We start from the raw sequence: 18,120 nt of genomic DNA on the forward strand, positions 1-18,120 counted from the left end.
CGCGGGCTCGGCCTCGGTGCGGCGCATCCGGGCCCGGACCCGCGCGACCAGCTCCTTCGGCTTGAACGGCTTGACGACGTAGTCGTCCGCGCCGGACTCCAGGCCGAGGACGATGTCGACGGTGTCGCTCTTGGCGGTGAGCATGACGATCGGCACCCCGGACTCGGCGCGGATCGCCTTGCAGACGTCGATCCCGTTCATCCCGGGCAGCATCAGGTCGAGCAGGACGAGGTCGGGTTTCAGCTCGCGCAACGCGGGCAGCGCGCGCGAACCGTCGGCGACCACGGCCGTGTCGAACCCCTCCCCACGGAGCACGATGGTGAGCATCTCCGCGAGGGCGGGGTCGTCATCGACCACGAGAACACGTGCCTTCATGTCCACATATTCGCACTAGTTCCGGCGGCCGGACGCGCGACCCGCGTGTTTGACCACCAGAAAGATCAAGATCGCGACCGGCGCCTGCTCCATCCGGGTGCCCCCGGACGGTTCCGGGGACGGCCGGAACAGGTGCGTCGACGTGCCGGCGAGGCGTCCTGGTGGGTGCCGGTGCCGTCGACGGCGAAGGAGTCGTCCTCGGTGTGGAACACGGACTCCGGCGGCGGCCGCGTCAAGAGATTCGCCCACTCAGCCGATAGGACCGGCACAAAACGGATAGTGTTGCGCTATGCGGAACCAGGACTCTGCTGACGCAACCTCGGCGGGAAAGCGGGCCTCGGCCGGCGGCAACGCGACCCCAAGCCAGGTGCAGTCGGTCGACCGGGCCATCAGCGTGCTGGAGCTGCTCGCCCGCAACGGCGAGACCGGCATCACCGAGATCGCGGGCGAGCTGGGCGTCCACAAGTCGACGGCGTCGCGGCTGCTCAGCGTCCTGGAGTCCAGAGGCCTCGTCGAGCAGCTCGGCGACCGCGGGAAGTACGCGATCGGGTTCGGCATCGTGCGGCTGGCCGGCGCCGCGACCGGCCGGATGGACCTGGCCAAGCTCGGCCGCGCCAGCTGCCTCTCGCTCGCCGAGGAGCTGGGCGAGACGGTGAACATCGCCATCGCCGACGACGGCGTCGCGATCAACATCAGCCAGGCGCGCGGCTCGGCGGCGATCACGACGCAGAACTGGACGGGCCAGCGCACGCCGCTGCACGCGACCTCCAGCGGCAAGATCCTCTTGGCGTACATGGCCGAAACCGAACGCAAGCGCGTGCTGAAGCGGAAGCTGGAGCAGTACACGCCCCGCACGACGGTCGAGCCGGACGAGCTGATGACCGAGCTGGAACGGGTGCTCGAAGACGGCTTCGCGGCCTGCTACGAAGAACTCGAGCTCGGCATGCACGCGGTCGCCGTGCCGATCCACGGCCCGGGCGGCGACGTCGTCGCGGCGATGAGCGCTTCGGGCCCGTCGTACCGGCTTTCGAAGCAGCGGGTGAAGCAGATCGTGCGGCCGATGACCGAGGCGGCGGACGACCTGTCCGCGCAGCTGGGCTACTTCAGGGACTAGGGGTACAGCCGCGCCATCGCGCGGATCGTGTTTCCCATGTGGGCCACCAGTTCCGGGGGCTCGAGCACCTGCGCGTCCGCGCCGAGCCGCAGCAGCCCCGCGGCCGCGTGGGGGACGTTCTCCAGCGGCACGCGGGCGCGGCGCCACCCCGCGTCGTCCTCGGGTTCGAGCGTGCGGGAGACGAGCCGGGCCGCCCGCGGGCCGAGGATGTCGGGCAGCGCGGCGATTCCGGCCGCCGAGAACCGTACGACGGCCGTCTCGCCGGCTTCGCCCTCCTCGTAGCTTTCGACGTTCGCGCGCCAGAACTCCGCCAGGTCGAACCCGGCCGGCCGGATGAAGTGCTCGTCGAGCGTCCGCAGCTCCTCGATGTTCCCGACGCGGTAGGTGCGCACCTTCGGCCCGGCGACCAGGTACCAGACACCGGCCTTGAGCACGAGGCCGAGCGGGTGCAGCCGCCGCGTCACCACGCCGGGCGCCGGTGACCAGCGCCGGTAGGAGACCTCGACGACCTGGTCCTGCCACAGCGCTTCCGCCGCCGCGAGCAGCTGCGGCACCGGGTCGGCCTCGCGGTACCAGCCGGGCGCGTCGAGGTGGAAGCGCTGCCGGATCCGCACCGACGCGTCCCGGTACGGCGTCGGCAGCGCGGCCATCAGCTTCAGCTCGGCCGCGGCCACCTGGGCGCCCAGGCCCAGCTCCGCGGCCGGTTGCGGCAGGCCGGTGAGGAACAGCGACCCGGCTTCGCCTGCGGTCAGCCCGGTCAGCCGGGTGCGGTAGCCGTCCATCAGCTGGTAGCCGCCGTCGGGACCGGTCTCGGCGTAGATCGGGACGCCCGCGGCCGCGAGCGCCTCGACGTCGCGGTACACGGTCCGCGGGGTCACGCCGAGTTCGGCGGCCAGCTTCGAAGCGCTCATCCGGCCGCGGTTCTGCAGCAGCAGAAGCAGGGACACCAGCCGGCTCGCACGCACCCGGCGAAGTCTGCCAGCCACCACTGACAGAAGGTGTCAGTGGCAGCCACCCAAGATCACCGCCATGAACGACTTCGACTTCCTCATCGGCTCCTGGACCGTGACCAACCGGCGGCTCGGCAAGCTGCTCGCCGGCAGCGACGACTGGGCCGTCTTCCCCGGCACGACGACCTGCTGGTCGCTCTTCGAAGGCGGGGGCAACATGGACGAGATCGTCTTCCCGACCCTCGGCAGCCGCGGCTGCACCCTCCGGCTCTTCGACGTCGAGCGCGAAGAGTGGTCGCTGTACTGGGCCAACAGCCGGACCGGGCTGCTCCAGCCGCCGGTCACCGGCACCTTCACCGGCGACCGCGGCGACTTCCACGGCGAAGACACCCACGAAGGCGTGCCCGTGAAGGTGCACTACGCCTGGACCGGCACGACCACGTCCTCGCCGCGGTGGGAGCAGGAGTTCTCCGCCGACGGCGGGCGGACCTGGGAATCCAACTGGGTCATGGACTTCGCCCGCGCCTGAGCGGGCACCTTTCGGGCGCTTGACACGACGTCGCGCATAACGCACGTTGTTGCCGAAGGCGCAACTTCATCGCCCGGAGGAACACGATGGCAGCACGGCCCCGGGTGGTCGTCGCCGGTGGCGACCTGCTCGGCTGCGCGCTGGCCGACGAGCTGACCGAACGCGGCTGGACCGACGTCACCGTCCTGGGCGGCGGCGAGGCGGACGAAGGGCCGGGGCTGCTGTTCCGGACCGACGCCGACCGCACGCTGACCGAGTTCGCGAAGTACACCGCCGCGAAGTACGGCGGCCTCGACGGCCAGTGGTGCTTCAACCCGGTGGGCAGCCTGGACCTCGCGACCACGCCCGAGCGGCTCGCGGACCTGCGGCGGCGCCACGGCTGGGCGACGTCGTGGGGTGTGCGCGGCTTCCTGCGCACGCCCCGCGAGTGCGCCGACCTGCACCCGCTCCTCGACGAAACCCGGCTGCTGGGCGGCTTCCACGTCCCCGGCGACGGGCTGCTGCACGCGCGGCGCGCGGCCGAAGCCCAGGCCCGGCGGGCGAAGGCGCGGGGCGCGCGGTTCACCGCCGAGGAGGTCGTGACGATCGTGCGGGCCGGCGGCCGCGTCACCGGCGTCGTCACCGCGGCCGGGCGGGTGCGGGCCGACGTCGTCGTCTTCTGCGACGGCTCGGACGGGCTCGCCCTGCCCGAAGCGCCGCTGCGGCTGCGGTACGCGCGGTCGTCGCCGCTGCCGGAACTGGCCGGGCACAACGACGAGCACGTCCAGGCGGGCAAGCCCGTGCTGCGCGACCTCGGCACCGGGCTGACCGTCCGCGAGCACGTCGACCGGCTCGGCGTCGGCGGCCCGTGGGAGCAGGCGGTCGCGCTCCTGCCCGCACTCCGGGACGCCGAAGCCGAGGCCACGACGACGGTCCTGGTGCCCGGCACCCCCGACGGGATGCCGCTGCTGGGCGAACACCCGGAGCTCGACGGCTTCTGGGTGGCGAAGGCCGTCCGCGCGGAGCACTCCGCCGGGGTCGCGCGCGAGCTGGCCCGCTGGCTCGTCGACGGGCAGCCGGCCCTCGCGCTGCACGGCTGCGACCTCGCCCGGTTCGCGCCGTCGGCCCGGTTCACCGCGGCGCCGGTGCGGACCGGGCCCTTCCACGAGCGGCAGCTCGCGCTGGGCGCGCGGTTCGGTCCGGCGGACGGCTGGGCGCGGCCGGAGCGGTATTCGTCCGAGGCCCGCGCGGAAGCGCTCGTGACCCGCGAGCGCGTCGCGATGTTCGACCTGACGTCCGTGCCGCGGCTGGCCGTCACCGGCCCCGGCGCGCTGCCGTTCCTGCACACCATGACGACCGGCGATCTCGCGGAACCACCGGGCACGGTCACGGAAACGCTGCTGCTCGGCGAAGACGGCGGGGTGCGCGGCCGGCTCACCGTGGCCCGCCTCGGTGGCGAACGGTTCCACGTCGGCGCCGGGAGCCGTCTCGACTCCGCCTGGCTGCGGCGGCACCTGCCGGGCGACGGCAGCGTCCAAGTCCACGAAACGACGTCGGGCACGTGCTGCGCCGGCGTCTGGGGACCGCTCGCCGGGGAACTGCTGCCGGAACTGTCCACAACGGACTTCCCGGTCGAGGAGACGTACGTCGGCGACGTCCCGGTCATCGCGCTGCGGCTGCCCACTGTGGGCGAGCCCGGCTGGGAGCTGCACACGACGGCGGACCTCGGCCGCCGCCTGTGGGACACCTTGCGCGAACGGGACATCGCCGTCGCCGGCCACCAGGCGTTCGCCAGCTTGCGGCTGGAAGCCGGCACGCCCGTCGCCGGTGTGGACTTCACCACCGAGCACGACCCGTACGAAGCCGGGCTCGGCGACGCCGTCCACCGGGACAAGGGCTACTTCCTCGGCCGGGACGCGCTGGCGGGCCGGTCCCCGGCGACCGTGAGCCGCCGGCTGACCCGGCTGACGACCGGAAAGGTGCTGCAGGGCAAGGAACCCGTGTACGTCGAAGGGCGCGCGGCCGGGTACGTCACCAGCGCCGGGTACGGCCACACCGTGGGGCAAGCCCTCGCCTTCGCCTGGCTGCCGGTGGAGTACAGCGGATCCGGGACACCGGTGGAGATCGAGTTCTACGGCGAGCGCGTGCCGGGGAGGGTCGCGTGACGCACTACGACGTGATCGTGCTCGGCCTCGGCGGGATGGGCAGCGCCGCGGCGTACCGGCTGGCGCGGCGCGGGCAGCGGGTCCTCGGCATCGACCAGTTCGCGCCGGTGCACAACCGCGGGTCGAGCCACGGCGGTTCGCGGATCACGCGCCAGGCGTACCTCGAAGGCCCCGAGTACGTCCCGCTCCTGCTGCGCGCCCACGAGCTGTGGGAGGGCCTCGAGCGCGACAGCGGGCGGCGGCTGTTCACCCGCTGCGGCGGGATCATGGTCGGCACGGCCGGCTCGCGCACGATCACCGGCAGCCTGGCTTCGGCCCGCGCCTTCGGCATTCCGCACGAGCTCCTGGACGCTCCCGCGATCCGGCGGCGGTTCCCGACCTTGGCGCCATCGAGCGATGAAGTCGCGCTGTACGAGCCGGGCGCCGGGCTGGTGTCGCCCGAGGGCAGCGTCGCCGCGCACCTGCAGCTCGCCGCTCGGTACGGCGCCGAGCTGCACCACGAGGAGAAGGTGTTCACCTGGAGCACGCCGGCCGGCGGCGTGCGCGTCGGGACGTCGCACAGCTACTACACGGCCGACCGGCTGGTGCTCGCGCCCGGCGCGTGGGCCGGCGAGCTGCTGCGCGACTTCGGCGTGGAGTTCACGGTCCGGCGGCAGGTGCAGTACTGGTTCGCGCCGGCCGGCGGGGTCGCGCCGTTCCAGCGGCACCCGGTGTACCTCTGGGAAGGCGACGGCTACACGTTCTACGGCTTCCCGGCGCACAACGCGCCCGCGGACGGCGTGAAGGTCGCGTTCCACACCGGCGGCCGTGAGTGCACCCCGGACGGCATCGACCGGACGGTGTCGGTCGAGGAGGTCCTCGAGATCTCGTCCGTCGTCGAACGGCACCTGCCGACGCTGCCCGGCGCGTTCCTCCGCGCGGCGACGTGCATGTACACCGACACGGCCGACGAGAGCTTCGTCGTGGCACCGCACCCGGAGGAGGAGCGGGTGGTGCTGGCGTGCGGGTTCTCCGGGCACGGGTTCAAGTTCGCGCCGGTGATCGGCGAGATCGTCGCGGACCTGGTGGTCGACGGCACGACGGCCCACCCGATCGCGAGGTTCGATCCGGCCCGGCTACTGCGTTAGCAGGGTCTTCGCGAGTGCTTCGAGGTCGACGCCCGCGACGCCGTCCAGGACGTGCCACGGCGCCAGCCAGCCCGACGCCGCCAGCTCGTCGTACACCGCCGCGCACCGGCGCTGGAGCCCGTCGTCGGTCTCGAACGCGTCGCGCTCGCGGCCGGTCTCCGCCTCCGCGCGCCGCTCCGCCCGCTCGGCCGCCACCGCCGGCGCCACCCGCAGCAGCAGGTGCGCGTCGGGGCGGGGCAAGCCGAACCGCCCGATTTCCAGCTCCCACACCCACTTCACGACTTCGCCGGCCGCGTCCTGCCGCAACCGCGCGGCCGCGTACGCGGCGTTGGACGCCACGTAACGATCGAGCAGGACGACGTCGTGCGTGTCCCGGAGTGCGCGGATGTCGTCCGCCGCGCCGCTGCGGTCGAGCGCGTAGAGCACGGCCATGCCGTACACCGAGTCCGCGAGGTCGCCGTGCCCGCGGTGCAGCGCCTCCTTGACGAGGTCGGCGTGCACGCTCTCGCCGTAGCGCGGGAACGCCAGCTTCGCGACGCTCGCGCCGTTCGCGCCCAGCGCGTCCGTCAGCCCGTCGGCGAGCGTGCGCTTGCCCGCGCCGTCGAGCCCTTCGATGACCACCAGTCGACCCACGGAGGCCACCCTAACGGTGGTGGACCGGCGGGCTCGGTGGAAGGTGATCGACGCCGAGCCCGCCGGTTCGTCTTCAGGCGGAGATCCGCCTCAGGTGCAGCACGTAGCCGGCGCCGCTGACGGCCAGCACGCCGACCAGGATCAGCAGCGGCACCCAGCCGGTGTCGTGGCTCGACGGCGCCGGGCCGCCGTCGCCGCGGGGCATCACCTGGGACGTCGCGTCGTAGCCGCCCGCCTCGCCTTGACGGGCGTAGGCCGAGCCGGGCAGCTTGTCCGCGTACCGCTGCGAAACCGTCCGCTGGTAGTCGGCCACGGTGACCGCGGCCTTGGTGTCCGACAACGACGTCACACGGCCGTCGCTTACTGCGTACCAGGCGTCGACCTGGGGCTCGTGCAGCAGCTGGGCGCCCGCCGGCAGCTTCTGCGCGTACGCGGTCTCGACGTCCCCCGAGGCGATGTTGCCGATCTGCCACGCCCCACCGCCGTCGCGGACCGACCAGAGGGTCGCCGTGCGGCCGTCGGAGGCCCGCACGGGGATCGCGAAGTAGGCGAAGTCCCCGGGGGACACGCCCGGCTTGCCGACGACGAAGTCCGGCGAGAGCTCGTAGACCGGGTAGGCGTCCGGTGCGACCTGGACCGTCACCGACCCCTTCGCGTCCGGGGCCTGCGCGAAGAACCGCACCAGCGTGTCCCGGAGGTCCGCCGCCGCGGCGTGCGCGGCCACGGCGTCGGCGCTGCTGATGCCGGCGGCCTGGGCCGCGCCTGACACCGGTGCCGTCATCAGCAGCGCCGCGCCGGTCAGCACGGCGAGCACGAGCGCCCGCCTGCTCATCGGGAGATCCCGGTGAGCGTGTGCGTCCAGGTGAACGACGAGTTGTGCGTGTAGTAGCCGTAGGTCGACCAGTTGTAGCGCTTGGCGGGCCCCGGGTCGGCCCAGTACACCCAGCCGCCGCTGGTGTCGTAGCCGTAGAGGACGTGGGCGTGGCCGCCGCCTGAGCGGTACCCGACGCGGGTCTCGACCGGCCGGTTCGCCGCGGTCTGCGTCCGGATGTCGGCGTAGGAGATGCGGTGGTCGAGGTAGCGCCCCGGCGACGCGAACCCGAGCTTGGCGAAGGCTCGCTGCGGGTCGGCGAGGGTACCGGGGAGGTTCGCGCAGTCCGTTGCGGTCCCACCGTGGGCGAGCCGGCAGAACCGCGTCTGGCTGACGGCGGCGCCGTGGAAGGCCGCGATCGTGGCGCCGGAGCCCGCCCAGCACCACTGGCTCCGTTCCTGGGACTGCATCGTGATTCGGGTCTGGAAGGTCGACGGCACTCCGGGCGCGGCTCCGGCAGTGGCCGGCGCGACCAGGCACAACATCAGGCACACGGCCAACGTGGCGTGTACCCGGCTCGACTTCACCAGCACGGACGGCCTCCTGCTCGAACGTGGGCGAACCAGCGGTGGTCACAACGGTGAACAACCCGGTCACAAGGAGCAAGAACGCCATCCGGTGGAACGGACCGTTCCGGGGGCCGACCGGAACGCGGAACAGTCACCACAACGAGGCCAACCACCCTGAACGGGGGTCGGCCCGGGCACTCTACGCTGCTAACGTGAACGTTCCGCGGTGTTCACGCCCAGCGCACACACTGGTCGGGTGAAGGGACGAGCGGTGGCACAAGACGGGAACCTCCCACTGATCATCGATGGCGCCCGCACGACCCGGGCATCGGTCGCCGAACTGCCGAAAGAGCTGACCGAGGCGCTCCGCACCGGCGAGTTCCACCATGCCCTGAGACTGGCGATCGCCTATCGCGGCCTCTCGCTCGCGCGGCTGCGCGCGCACCTCGCGCTACGCGGGGTCCAGATCGGACAGTCCACGCTGAGTTACTGGCAACGCGGCCTGCGCCAGCCCGAGGTGCCCAAGGCGCTCCCGGCGGTCCGGGCCCTGGAATCGGTCCTCCAGCTGCCCGCGGACGCCCTCGTGGTGCTGATCGGGCCGCGACTGGTCCGCCGCGGTCACCAGCCGGCGGCGTCGTTCCACGACCTGCGTTCCGGTGACATGGGGTCGATCGTCGAGGACCTGCTCGCCGAGCTCGGCGCGTACCCGTCGTCGAACCACTACAACGCCGACCTCGAGCTGCTGTCGGTGCACGACACGATCACGTTCGACGCGGAGCACCGCCAGGTCAGCCTGCGCACGCGGCTGGTGACGCGGGCGCGCCGCCACGGCCCGGACCGCTACCTGACGGTCTACAACGGCGACCCGGGCTGCCGCATCGACGACGTCGAGCTGATCACCGACGAGGGCTGCCGGATCGGCCGCATGCGCCGCAACCCCGACGCGGACACGATGGCGACGGAGCTGCTGTTCGACCGCAAGCTCGCCGAGGGCGACATCCACGTGTTCTGCTACGAGGTCCGCGACGACTCGGGCTCGGCGTCGCCGGGCTACTACCGGATGCTGCGCGACCGGTGCGCGAGCTACCTGGTCCAGCTGCGCTTCGACCGCAACGCGCTGCCGGCCCGCTGCACCCGCCAGGTCCGGGCGCGCGACGACGCCCTGCCGGTGGTCGCGGAGGAGCTGGCGTGCGACATGGGCGGCGTGAGCAGCGCGTTCTTCAGCGACGCCGGGCCGGGGCTGGCCGGCGTCGCCGTCGAGTGGAACTGATCACGCCACGCCCGCCCGCAGGCGCTACGCGGGCCCGCCGCCGATGCCGAGCTCGTTGCCTTCGGGGTCGCGGTAGATGATCTTGCGGACACCGTTGCCGTAGGTTTCCCGATCGGCCGGCTCGATGCCGCGGGCGGAGATCCCGGCGACGCGTTCGTCGAGGTCTTCGACGAAGAGGGTGTGCATGGCGAGGCCCGCGCGTTCAGGCCGCTGCACGACGTAGACCGAGCCGTGCGGGGTGACTTCCCACAGGACCTCGGTGTCGTGCACGACGAAGGTGGGCGGTGAGCCGAAGAGGCGTTCGTACCAGGCGAGCGCACTCTTGAAGTCGCGGACGGCGATCCCGGCGAAGAGTTCGACGCTCACAGCACCTCGAATCCGTTGGCTTCGGCAGCTTCGGCTTGGCGTTGATCACGCGTGACGAAGGTGACCGGTTCGCCGGCGGTCAGCTCGGCCGTGGAGTTCATCGCGACCGCGATGTGGATCGCGTCGAGGGTGCGCACCGGATAGTTCTCGGTGACCAGCCGTCGCGCGGTGGGAATGACCCGGCCCGGGTCGAACGGGATGAGCACCAGGTCCCCCTCCGGGGAGGCGAGGTGATCGAAGTGCGCCAGCACCGTCGCGGGATCGGGGATGCGGCCGGTTCGCTTGGCAGCTGTCATCGCGCCCGCGAACTCGACGCGGGTGAAGTCACTGCTCACGATCGGGGCATCGCCTTCGAGGAGCAGCTTGCGGAACTTGTCGTGCTCCGGCTCGTCCGGCAGATAGGCGGTGACCAGCGCACTGGTGTCGACGTACAGCACGGTCACCACTCCCCTCGGGTCCAGTCGAGCGCTTCGCTCACAGCTGTGCCCCAGCCTCGGGACAGGTCCTCGATCTCATCGAGGGTCGGCACGTGAGCCGGCGGCTCCACGTGCACGACCTTGCCTTCGGCGATGAGTCGCCGCTTCCATTCCGCACGCGTTTCGGTCTTCGCCACTACGCCCCTCAACGCTTCCGTGACCAGGTCGTTCATGCTGCGCCCTTCGGCTTCGGCCCTCGCCTTCAGCCGGGCGTGCAGCTCGTCGTCGATCCTCGTGATCAACTGTTTCACGCCTCCATGATAACACGTCACCCATTCGTGCTATCACTGTCGCAAACGCAGAACAAAGGGCCGCCCCGAACACGTTCGGGGCGGCCCTGACCTGCTGAAACGCCGTTACCTCAGTACCGGTAGTGCTCCGGCTTGAACGGGCCTTCGACGTCCACGTCGATGTACTCGGCCTGCTCCTTGGTCAGCTTCGTCAGTTCGCCACCCAGAGCGTCCAAGTGGATCTTCGCGACCTTCTCGTCCAGCTTCTTGGGCAGCCGGAAGACCTCCTTGTCGTACTCCTCGTGCTTGGTGAACAGCTCGATCTGCGCGATCACCTGGTTCGAGAAGCTGTTCGACATCACGAACGACGGGTGCCCGGTCGCGTTGCCCAGGTTGAGCAGCCGGCCCTCGGACAGCACGATGATCGTGTTGCCGTTCGGGAAGATCCACTCGTCGACCTGCGGCTTGATGTTGATCCGCCGGATGCCCGGGTAACGCGCCAGCCCCGCCATGTCGAGCTCGTTGTCGAAGTGGCCGATGTTGCCCAGGATCGCCTGGTGCTTCATCTTCGCCATGTGCTCGACCAGCACGACGTCCTTGTTGCCGGTCGTGGTGATGATGATGTCGGCCTCGGGCAGCACGCTCTCGAGCTTGCGGACCGCGTAGCCGTCCATCGCCGCCTGCAGCGCGCAGATCGGGTCGATCTCGGTGACGATCACCCGCGCGCCCTGGCCGCGCAGCGACTCCGCCGCGCCCTTGCCGACGTCGCCGTAGCCGCAGACCACCGCGACCTTGCCGCCGATCAGGACGTCGGTGCCGCGGTTGATGCCGTCGATCAGCGAGTGGCGGATGCCGTAGCGGTTGTCGAACTTCGACTTCGTCACGGCGTCGTTGACGTTGATCGCCGGGAACAGCAGTTCACCGGCCGCGGCGAGCTGGTAGAGCCGCAGGACGCCGGTGGTGGTCTCCTCGGTGACGCCGCGGATGCCCGCGCCGATCTTCGTCCACTTGCCCTTGTCGGCCGCGACCGAATCGCGCAGCAGCTCGAGGAACACGCGGAACTCGTCCGAGGTGTTCTCGTCGGGGGTCGGGACGACGCCGGCCTTCTCGAACTCGGTGCCCTTGTGCACCAGCATGGTGGCGTCGCCGCCGTCGTCGAGGATCATGTTGGGACCCTCACCGTCCCAGGTGAGCATCCGCTCGGTGCACCACCAGTACTCCTCGAGCGACTCGCCCTTCCACGCGAAGACCGGGACGCCCTTCGGCTCCTCCGGCGTTCCGTGCGGGCCGACGACGATCGCGGCGGCCGCGTGGTCCTGCGTCGAGAAGATGTTGCAGGACGCCCAGCGCACCTCGGCACCCAGCGCGACCAGCGTCTCGATCAGGACGGCCGTCTGCACGGTCATGTGCAGCGAACCGGAGACGCGCGCGCCGCGCAGCGGGTAGACCTCGGCGTATTCGCGCCGCAGCGCCATCAGGCCCGGCATCTCGTGCTCGGCGAGGCGGATCTCCTTGCGGCCGAATTCGGCGGCGTCGAGGTCGGCGACGGCGAACTCGATGCCGCCCAAGGTCTGGTGCCGCTTGGCAACGCTTTCGGGGGGCATAGTGGCGATTCCTCCAAGACTCGATGACGTCCGAACACTACCGTTGTCCGCTCGACCTGCCCCAGGATCGCGTAGGAGGCCTGCACCGTGCCCATGCCCGGCCCGGACACCCGCGTCGTCGAAATCCGCGTCGCCGGACTCGTCGGCACCAGCGGCGAGACGCTGCTCGACGCGGTGTCCACCGTCGACGTCGCCGGCGACGGGCTGGGCCGCGTGATCCGCCCGGCCGACCGGCTGCGTCGGCCGGCGCCCGGACCCGTGCTGCCGGCGCTCGGCCGGTCGATCCCGCGGACCCTCGAAGGCTACCTGTGGCACGGGATGACCTCCGGCGGCGCCGCCAAGGCGACCTGGGCGCTGCTGTTCCCGTTCTCCCTGGCCAACGTCGCGTTCTGGATGCTGCCGCCGGTCCCGCCGGACCGCCGGCTGCCGCGCGTGCTCGGCGCGGTGTGCCGCGGCCTGCTGCGCGTCGGCGCGCTGCTGCTCACGATGCTGCTGATGGGCCAGCTCGCGGCGATCGCGCTCGACCTCTTCGCCGCGCAGTGCCTCGCACCCGGGTCCGGCTGCCTGCCCGTGGTCCCCGACGTCCTCCGCTCGGTGCCGGCGCGGATCGCGGTCGGCGTCGTGCCCCTGCTGGCCGTGATCTTCGTGCTGCACCGGATCTCGTCGGCGACGTGGGCGGTGCACGCCGACGGCGACCTCACCGGCGGCCCGCTGCGGATGCGCGCGGACCCGGACACCCCGGCGCTGCGCTGCCTGCACACCGTCGGGGCGCTGGTCTCGGTCGCGCTGCTGCTGCTCGGCGGGCCGTTCCGGGTGCCGGGCGACGGCTTCGGCCTGGTGGTGTGGATCATCACGCTGGCGCTGGTGCTCGCCACGGTCGTGGCGGCCGCGATCGGCGTCGACACCGGCCGGTTCGCGCGCCCCGGCGTGATCGCGCTGGCCGCGCTGCTCGTCGTCGTGGCCGCCGTGCGGCTGCGGCCCGGCCCGGGTCCGCTGCCCGGGACCAACGGCGTCGTCGAAGGGCTGGGCGCGGCCCTGGTCGCCGTCACGGTGCTGTTCGCGCTCTTCCTGGCCCCGGCCGCGCTGCTGGCCCGGCCCGGCTGGGCGCACAAGCCGCGCCGGCTGCGGCCGTGGCTGGGCGGCTGGGCGGCCGCGCCGGTGCTCGCGCTGGCCGGGCTGCTGGGCGGCGGGTTCGGCGCCGGTCTCGCCGAAGCGCTCCGCCGGCTTTCCGGCGCGGAACTGCTGCGCGTACCCGACACGTACCTGCTGGTCACGGTCCTGTGGGGCGCCGGTCTGGCGCTGGCCGCGGTGCTCGCCGTGCTGGGCTTCGCGGTCGCCGTCCCGCTGCGCCGGCTGCGGCGGGGCGTCCCGGAGATCGTCGAACTGATGGAGCACGACGAGCGGCAGGAGGCCCAGGCCGCGGCGGCGTGGGCGCGCTCGGCGTGGGAGCGGCGGCACCTGCACCACCTGGCCCTCACGGTCGCGTCCGCGATGTCCGCCGGCGGCGCGGCACTGCTCGTGCTGCGGTTCGGGTTCGGGCTGGTCCCCGGCTGGTTCGGGCCGCTGTCCGCGATCGGCGTGGTCGCGCTCGGCGCGCTGGCCGCGGGCCTGCTGCGCGTCGTCTACACGGCCGCGCGGACCCCGCAGCGCAGCCGGCACCTCGGCGCGCTGGCCGACCTCGTCTGCTTCTGGCCGCGGGCGGCGCACCCGACCGTGCCGCCGTGCTACGCGCTGAAGGTCGTCCCCGAACTGGCCGCGCGGGCGCGCGAGCACCTCGCCGAACCGGGGACGCGGGTGGTGCTCTCCGGCTACAACCTCGGCAGCCTGCTCACGGTCATGGCCGCCGCCCGGCTCGCGGCCGAACTGCCGGAGGCCGACCTCGAACGCGTCGGCGTGCTCACCGCCGGCTCCCCGCTGCAGTGGGGCTACCAGCGCGCCTTCCCGGCGCTGCTCCCGCAGGAAGCGCTCGAACGGCTCTTCGGCGACCTCGACGGCCGCTGGCGGGCCCTGTGCCGGGGCACCGACATCTTCGGCGGCGGCGTGACGACCTGGCGGCACGAGGTCTCCGACCGCTGCCTCTACGGCGTCGGCTACCAGCCCGAAGGCGGCATCGGCCCGCTGAAGGCGAGGGCGGACGCGAACGGCGTCCTCATCCTCGGCGGCGACCACTGGCTGCCGGACCCCCTGCGCGGCCCGACCGGGCGGCACCGCTGGGCGCCCGGGGTGCTCAAGCACCAGGACTACGTGGTCGACGCGGAATGGGACCACGCCGTCGCGATGGCCGCCGGCCTCGGCAAGCCGTCCGGCGGCGAACAGGGTCTGCTCTTCGGGGACTTCGGATTCCCCGGAAAGCCGTGAAGGCCCCCTTCCCGGCTTCTTGAGCCGGTAAGGAGGCCTTCACGGAACTTCTGGCTAGCTCAGCCTCACTCGGAGGCCTTGCGGCGGAACTTCAGCAGCGCGAGCAGGCCGCCACCGCCGAGGATCAGCAGGGCCGCGATCCAGACCAGCCACATGTTGTCGAAACCGGTGTTGGCCAGGCCGCCGCCGGTGCCGGACTCGTTGCCCGCCGGCACGACGGCCGCTCCGGTGGTGCTGGTCGGCGCGACCGAGGTGTCCGAGGTCGCCGGGGCGCTCGGCTTGGTGGTCTCGGTCGGCTTGGTCGTCGGCGGCTTCGAGGTCTCGGTCGGCTTCGAGGTCTTGGTGCCGCAGAGGAACCACTTGTCGATGTTCGGCTGCTTGCCCTTGAAGGTCAGCGTCGCCTGCAGGTTCTCCCACGGCGCGTTCGCCGAGAGCTTCTTCTTGCCCGGGACGTACTCGTTGAAGCCGTCGTCGCCACCGATGACCACGATGCGGGTCACGGTCACGCCTTCGTGGACCTTCGTGATGGTCAGGGTCTTCTGGCCCACGCCACCGGTGAAGTCGACGTCGTCCTGGGTGATCTTGTCCTGCTTGGGCGCGCACGCCGAGTGGCTGCGGTCCGGGACCGGGTTCGACCGGTCGTCGTCGCTGTAGCAGGCCAGCGCCGAACCGGCGGTGCCGATGAGGGCTGCGGTGGTCAGCGCCATGACGGCGACGGCGCCGCGGAAGGTACGTCTGCGCATTCAGAACTCCTGATACCGGCGGGGAGAGAGCACTTGCGAAATCTGGGGTCGCAAAGCCACCGAGCGTGCGAATCACGCTGCTGTAATTCACCCGTCAGTGGCACGCGAAGGATCGAAAGGTATCGCACGTCACTCGGCCCGCTACACGGGGTCCCCTTTTAAGCACGAAACGCAAGATCGTCCGATGTGAAGTCCCGCGAAAAAGCCCCGCCGACCTGCGCGAACGCGGATCGGCGGGGCTTCTCGAACGAGTGGGTGACGCTAGGCCTCCGGAGCCTTGACGGGCTCGTCGAGACCACCGGACTGCCGCTTGCCCAGCAGCGAGTGCCGCCGGCTGTAGCCGAAGTAGATCAGCACCCCGACCACCATCCAGGCGACGAACCGCAGCCACGTCAGCACGGTCAGGTTCAGCATCAGCCACAGGCAGGCGACGATCGCCAGGATCGGGATCAGCGGCACCAGCGGCACCTTGAACGCGCGCGGCAGGTCGGGGCGCGTCCGGCGCAGGATCAGCACGCCCGCCGACACCAGCACGAACGCGAACAGCGTGCCGACGTTGACCATCTCTTCGAGCTTGTCCGCCGGGAAGAAGCCGGCCGCCAGCGCGACCAGGCCGCCGACGATCAGCGTCGCGCGCTTCGGCGTGCCGTTCTCGCCCGTCTTCGCCAGCCCGCGCGGCATCAGGTTGTCGCGCGACATCGCGTAGATGATCCGGACCTGGCCCAGCATCAGCACCATGACGACGGTGGTCAGGCCGGCCAGCGCGCCGAAGGAGATGATGTTGGCCGCCCAGTCGACGCCGTTCGCGGAGAACGCCGTGGCGAGCGTCTTGTGGCTGCCGTCGCCGGCCGAGGTGGCCAGGTCCTTGTACGACGTCATGCCGACGACTACCAGCGAGACCGCGACGTACAGCACGGTGACGATCGCCAGCGAGCCCATGATCCCGCGCGGGACCGCCTTCTGCGGGTTCTTCGTCTCCTCGGCGGTGGTCGCGACGATGTCGAAGCCGATGAACGCGAAGAACACCAGCGAGGCGCCGGCCAGCAGGCCGTAGACGCCGAACGAGCTGCTCGCGCCGCCCGCGATCAGCGAGAACAGCGACTGGTCGACGCCCGTCTGGCCCGAGCCGCCGGTCGAGCCCGGCGGGATGTAGGGCGAGTAGTTGGCGCCCTTGATGTAGAAGAGGCCGAGGATGATCACGAACAGCACGACGGCGACCTTGATGCCGGTGATCACCATCGAGACCCGCGAAGAGAGCTTCGTGCCGACGGCCAGCAGCGTCGTCAGGATCGCGACGACGAGCAGGGCGCCCCAGTCGACGGTGACGCTGCCGATGTCGAACGTCGTCTTGGTGCCCTTGCCGAAGAGGTAGCTGAGCACCGTCTCGAGGTAGACCGACCAGCCCTTGGACACCGCGGCCGCGCCGACGGCGAGCTCGAGGATCAGGTCCCAGCCGATGATCCACGCCATGAACTCGCCGAACGTGGCGTAGGAGAACGTGTACGCGCTGCCCGCGACCGGCACGGTCGAGGCGAACTCGGCGTAGCACAGCGCCGCCAGCGCGCAGGCGATCGCGGCGAAGACGAACGCCAGCGAGACCGACGGGCCGGCGTAGTCACCGGCCGTGCGCGCGGTGAGCGTGAAGATGCCGGCACCGATGACGACCGCGACCCCGAACACCGTGAGGTCCCACGCACTCAGGTTCCGCCGGAGCTTGGTGTCCGGCTCATCGGTGTCCGCAATGGACTGTTCGATCGATTTAGTGCGCCACAACCCTGTTCCGGGCACCGTTGACCTCCTGCGGCTGACCTGTGGGTATCGCGGTAGGTCACCCTATCGGGTCAAGCGCGTGACGGCTCGCCGAGCGATCGGGCTACTTCGCGAGACTGCGGTCGAGGTCCGGTTCGAGGTAGATCAGCCGGGCGACGGGCACCTTGGCGCGGACACGCGCCTCGGCGTCGTCGATGGCCGAGGCCAGTTCGGCGGTGTCGAGGCCGGGGACCATCGCCAGCTTCGCCGCGACGAGCAGCTCGTCCGGGCCCATGTACTGGGTGCGGATGTGGATGACCCGCTCGACCTTGCCCGCGGCGAGCTCGTCGACGATCGTCGCGAGCATCGGCTCGGTGGCGCCTTCGCCGATGAGCAGGCTCTTCATCTCGATGATCAGGATGATCGCGATGACACCGAGCAGCGCGCCGATCGCGAGAGTGCCGAGGCCGTCCCAGACGGGGTTGCCGGTGATGACGGACAACCCGACGCCGAGCAGCGCCAGGACGAGACCGAGCAGCGCGCCGGCGTCTTCCAGGAGGACGACGGGGAGTTCGGGCTCCTTGGCCTGGCGGATGAAGCCCCACCAGCTGGCGTCGCCCTTGATCTTCTTGGACTCGCCGATGGCGGTGTAGAAGCTGTAGCCCTCCAGGCCGACGGCCACGACCAGGATGATCACCGCGACGATCGGCGATTCCAGCGGTTCGGGGTGGCCGACCTTGTGGACGCCTTCGTAGATCGCGAAGGCGGACCCGAGGGTGAAGAGCATCAGCGCGACGATGAAGGAGTAGAAGTACCGGTCGCGGCCGTAGCCGAAGGGGTGTTCCTTGTCGGCCGCGCGCTTCGACGTCTTCTGGCCGAGCAGCAGCAGGCCCTGGTTGGTGGTATCGGCCAGCGAGTGCACGGACTCGGCCAGCATCGACGACGACCCGGTGACGAGGAAGCCGACGAACTTCGCGGCCGCGATCCCGGCGTTCGCCCCGAGCGCGGCGATGATCGCCTTGGTTCCGCCTCCAGCTGACACGACCGCTCCCCTGGTTGGTCCTGAATGTCC

At 71.3% G+C, this 18,120-nt stretch carries 18 protein-coding genes; 6 read left to right on the forward strand and 12 right to left on the reverse strand.

From position 1 onward, the window contains the following. The coding region (locus AB0M83_RS38040; protein WP_364524882.1) for a response regulator at positions 1–375 on the reverse strand (375 nt) is incomplete at its 3' end. Positions 376–664: 289 nt separating this feature from the next. Here AB0M83_RS38040 and AB0M83_RS38045 point away from each other — a divergent pair. Then, entirely contained in the window at positions 665–1,489 is an 825-nt protein-coding gene (locus AB0M83_RS38045; RefSeq protein WP_364524884.1) for an IclR family transcriptional regulator, read from the forward strand. On the opposite strand, the gene AB0M83_RS38050 is transcribed toward AB0M83_RS38045, so the two are convergent. Next, positions 1,486–2,454: a WYL domain-containing protein gene (locus tag AB0M83_RS38050; RefSeq protein ID WP_364524886.1), complete on the reverse strand. Its 969-nt coding sequence runs from the start codon at positions 2,452–2,454 to the stop codon at positions 1,486–1,488. The two genes, AB0M83_RS38045 and AB0M83_RS38050, sit on opposite strands and share 4 nt — an antisense overlap. Positions 2,455–2,518: 64 nt before the next feature. On the opposite strand from AB0M83_RS38050, the gene AB0M83_RS38055 reads away from it, so the two are divergent. From AB0M83_RS38055 to solA, 3 genes are all read left to right on the forward strand, one after another. Further along, a complete protein-coding gene (locus AB0M83_RS38055) occupies positions 2,519–2,968 on the forward strand; it encodes a hypothetical protein (RefSeq protein WP_364524888.1) in 450 nt (149 codons plus the stop codon). An 86-nt stretch (positions 2,969–3,054) separates the two neighbouring features. After that, entirely contained in the window at positions 3,055–5,112 is a 2,058-nt protein-coding gene (locus AB0M83_RS38060) for an FAD-dependent oxidoreductase (RefSeq protein WP_364524890.1), read from the forward strand. Further along, positions 5,109–6,239, forward strand: coding sequence for an N-methyl-L-tryptophan oxidase (gene solA / locus AB0M83_RS38065; protein ID WP_364524892.1), 1,131 nt, complete (start codon positions 5,109–5,111; stop codon positions 6,237–6,239). Before AB0M83_RS38060 ends, solA begins: the two co-directional genes overlap by 4 nt. Here the strand turns inward: solA and AB0M83_RS38070 are convergent. The 3 genes from AB0M83_RS38070 to AB0M83_RS38080 all read right to left on the reverse strand — a co-directional run bounded on the left by AB0M83_RS38070 (position 6,228) and on the right by AB0M83_RS38080 (position 8,276). After that, entirely contained in the window at positions 6,228–6,881 is a 654-nt protein-coding gene (locus tag AB0M83_RS38070) for a dTMP kinase (protein ID WP_364524895.1), read from the reverse strand. The genes solA and AB0M83_RS38070 overlap by 12 nt on opposite strands. A 64-nt stretch (positions 6,882–6,945) precedes the next feature. After that, on the reverse strand, positions 6,946–7,704 hold the full coding sequence (locus AB0M83_RS38075; protein WP_364524898.1) for a hypothetical protein: 759 nt from the start codon (positions 7,702–7,704) through the stop codon (positions 6,946–6,948). Continuing rightward, a complete protein-coding gene (locus tag AB0M83_RS38080) occupies positions 7,701–8,276 on the reverse strand; it encodes a papain-like cysteine protease family protein (RefSeq protein ID WP_364524900.1) in 576 nt (191 codons plus the stop codon). Before AB0M83_RS38080 ends, AB0M83_RS38075 begins: the two co-directional genes overlap by 4 nt. Positions 8,277–8,523: 247 nt before the next feature. Here AB0M83_RS38080 and AB0M83_RS38085 point away from each other — a divergent pair, with 247 nt between their 5' ends. Next, positions 8,524–9,522: a hypothetical protein gene (locus tag AB0M83_RS38085; RefSeq protein WP_285477926.1), complete on the forward strand. Its 999-nt coding sequence runs from the start codon at positions 8,524–8,526 to the stop codon at positions 9,520–9,522. A gap of 24 nt (positions 9,523–9,546) precedes the next feature. Here the strand turns inward: AB0M83_RS38085 and AB0M83_RS38090 are convergent, their stop codons facing one another. From AB0M83_RS38090 to ahcY, 4 genes are all read right to left on the reverse strand, one after another. Next, positions 9,547–9,888, reverse strand: coding sequence for a VOC family protein (locus tag AB0M83_RS38090; RefSeq protein WP_364524903.1), 342 nt, complete (start codon positions 9,886–9,888; stop codon positions 9,547–9,549). Next, positions 9,885–10,331, reverse strand: a complete 447-nt coding sequence (locus AB0M83_RS38095; protein ID WP_364524905.1) for a type II toxin-antitoxin system VapC family toxin — start codon at positions 10,329–10,331, stop codon at positions 9,885–9,887. The genes AB0M83_RS38090 and AB0M83_RS38095 overlap by 4 nt, the downstream gene beginning before the upstream one ends. Beyond that, the gene (locus AB0M83_RS38100; protein WP_086858448.1) at positions 10,328–10,615 is read right to left on the reverse strand and encodes a toxin-antitoxin system HicB family antitoxin; all 288 of its coding nucleotides are present in this window, start codon (positions 10,613–10,615) and stop codon (positions 10,328–10,330) included. The genes AB0M83_RS38095 and AB0M83_RS38100 overlap by 4 nt, the downstream gene beginning before the upstream one ends. Before the next feature lie 110 nt (positions 10,616–10,725). Then, on the reverse strand, positions 10,726–12,198 hold the full coding sequence (gene ahcY, locus AB0M83_RS38105; RefSeq protein ID WP_364524907.1) for an adenosylhomocysteinase: 1,473 nt from the start codon (positions 12,196–12,198) through the stop codon (positions 10,726–10,728). Between the two features lie 93 nt (positions 12,199–12,291). Between ahcY and AB0M83_RS38110 the strand changes: the two genes are divergently transcribed. Then, positions 12,292–14,556, forward strand: a complete 2,265-nt coding sequence (locus AB0M83_RS38110; RefSeq protein ID WP_364524945.1) for a hypothetical protein — start codon at positions 12,292–12,294, stop codon at positions 14,554–14,556. Positions 14,557–14,621: 65 nt separating this feature from the next. Here the strand turns inward: AB0M83_RS38110 and AB0M83_RS38115 are convergent, their stop codons facing one another. The 3 genes from AB0M83_RS38115 to AB0M83_RS38125 form a co-directional block, all read right to left on the reverse strand. Then, complete coding sequence (locus AB0M83_RS38115) at positions 14,622–15,299, reverse strand: LPXTG cell wall anchor domain-containing protein (RefSeq protein WP_364524909.1); 678 nt, start codon at positions 15,297–15,299, stop codon at positions 14,622–14,624. 261 nt (positions 15,300–15,560) lie between these two features. Next, positions 15,561–17,087, reverse strand: coding sequence for an amino acid permease (locus AB0M83_RS38120; protein ID WP_364524911.1), 1,527 nt, complete (start codon positions 17,085–17,087; stop codon positions 15,561–15,563). An 85-nt stretch (positions 17,088–17,172) separates the two neighbouring features. Next, positions 17,173–18,090 (reverse strand): cation diffusion facilitator family transporter, encoded by a 918-nt coding sequence (locus AB0M83_RS38125; RefSeq protein ID WP_364524913.1) that lies wholly within the window; start codon positions 18,088–18,090, stop codon positions 17,173–17,175. Between the last annotated feature and the right edge of the window lie 30 nt (positions 18,091–18,120).

The organism is Amycolatopsis sp. NPDC051106, assembly GCF_040682775.1.
Classification (GTDB): Bacteria; Actinomycetota; Actinomycetes; order Mycobacteriales; family Pseudonocardiaceae; genus Amycolatopsis.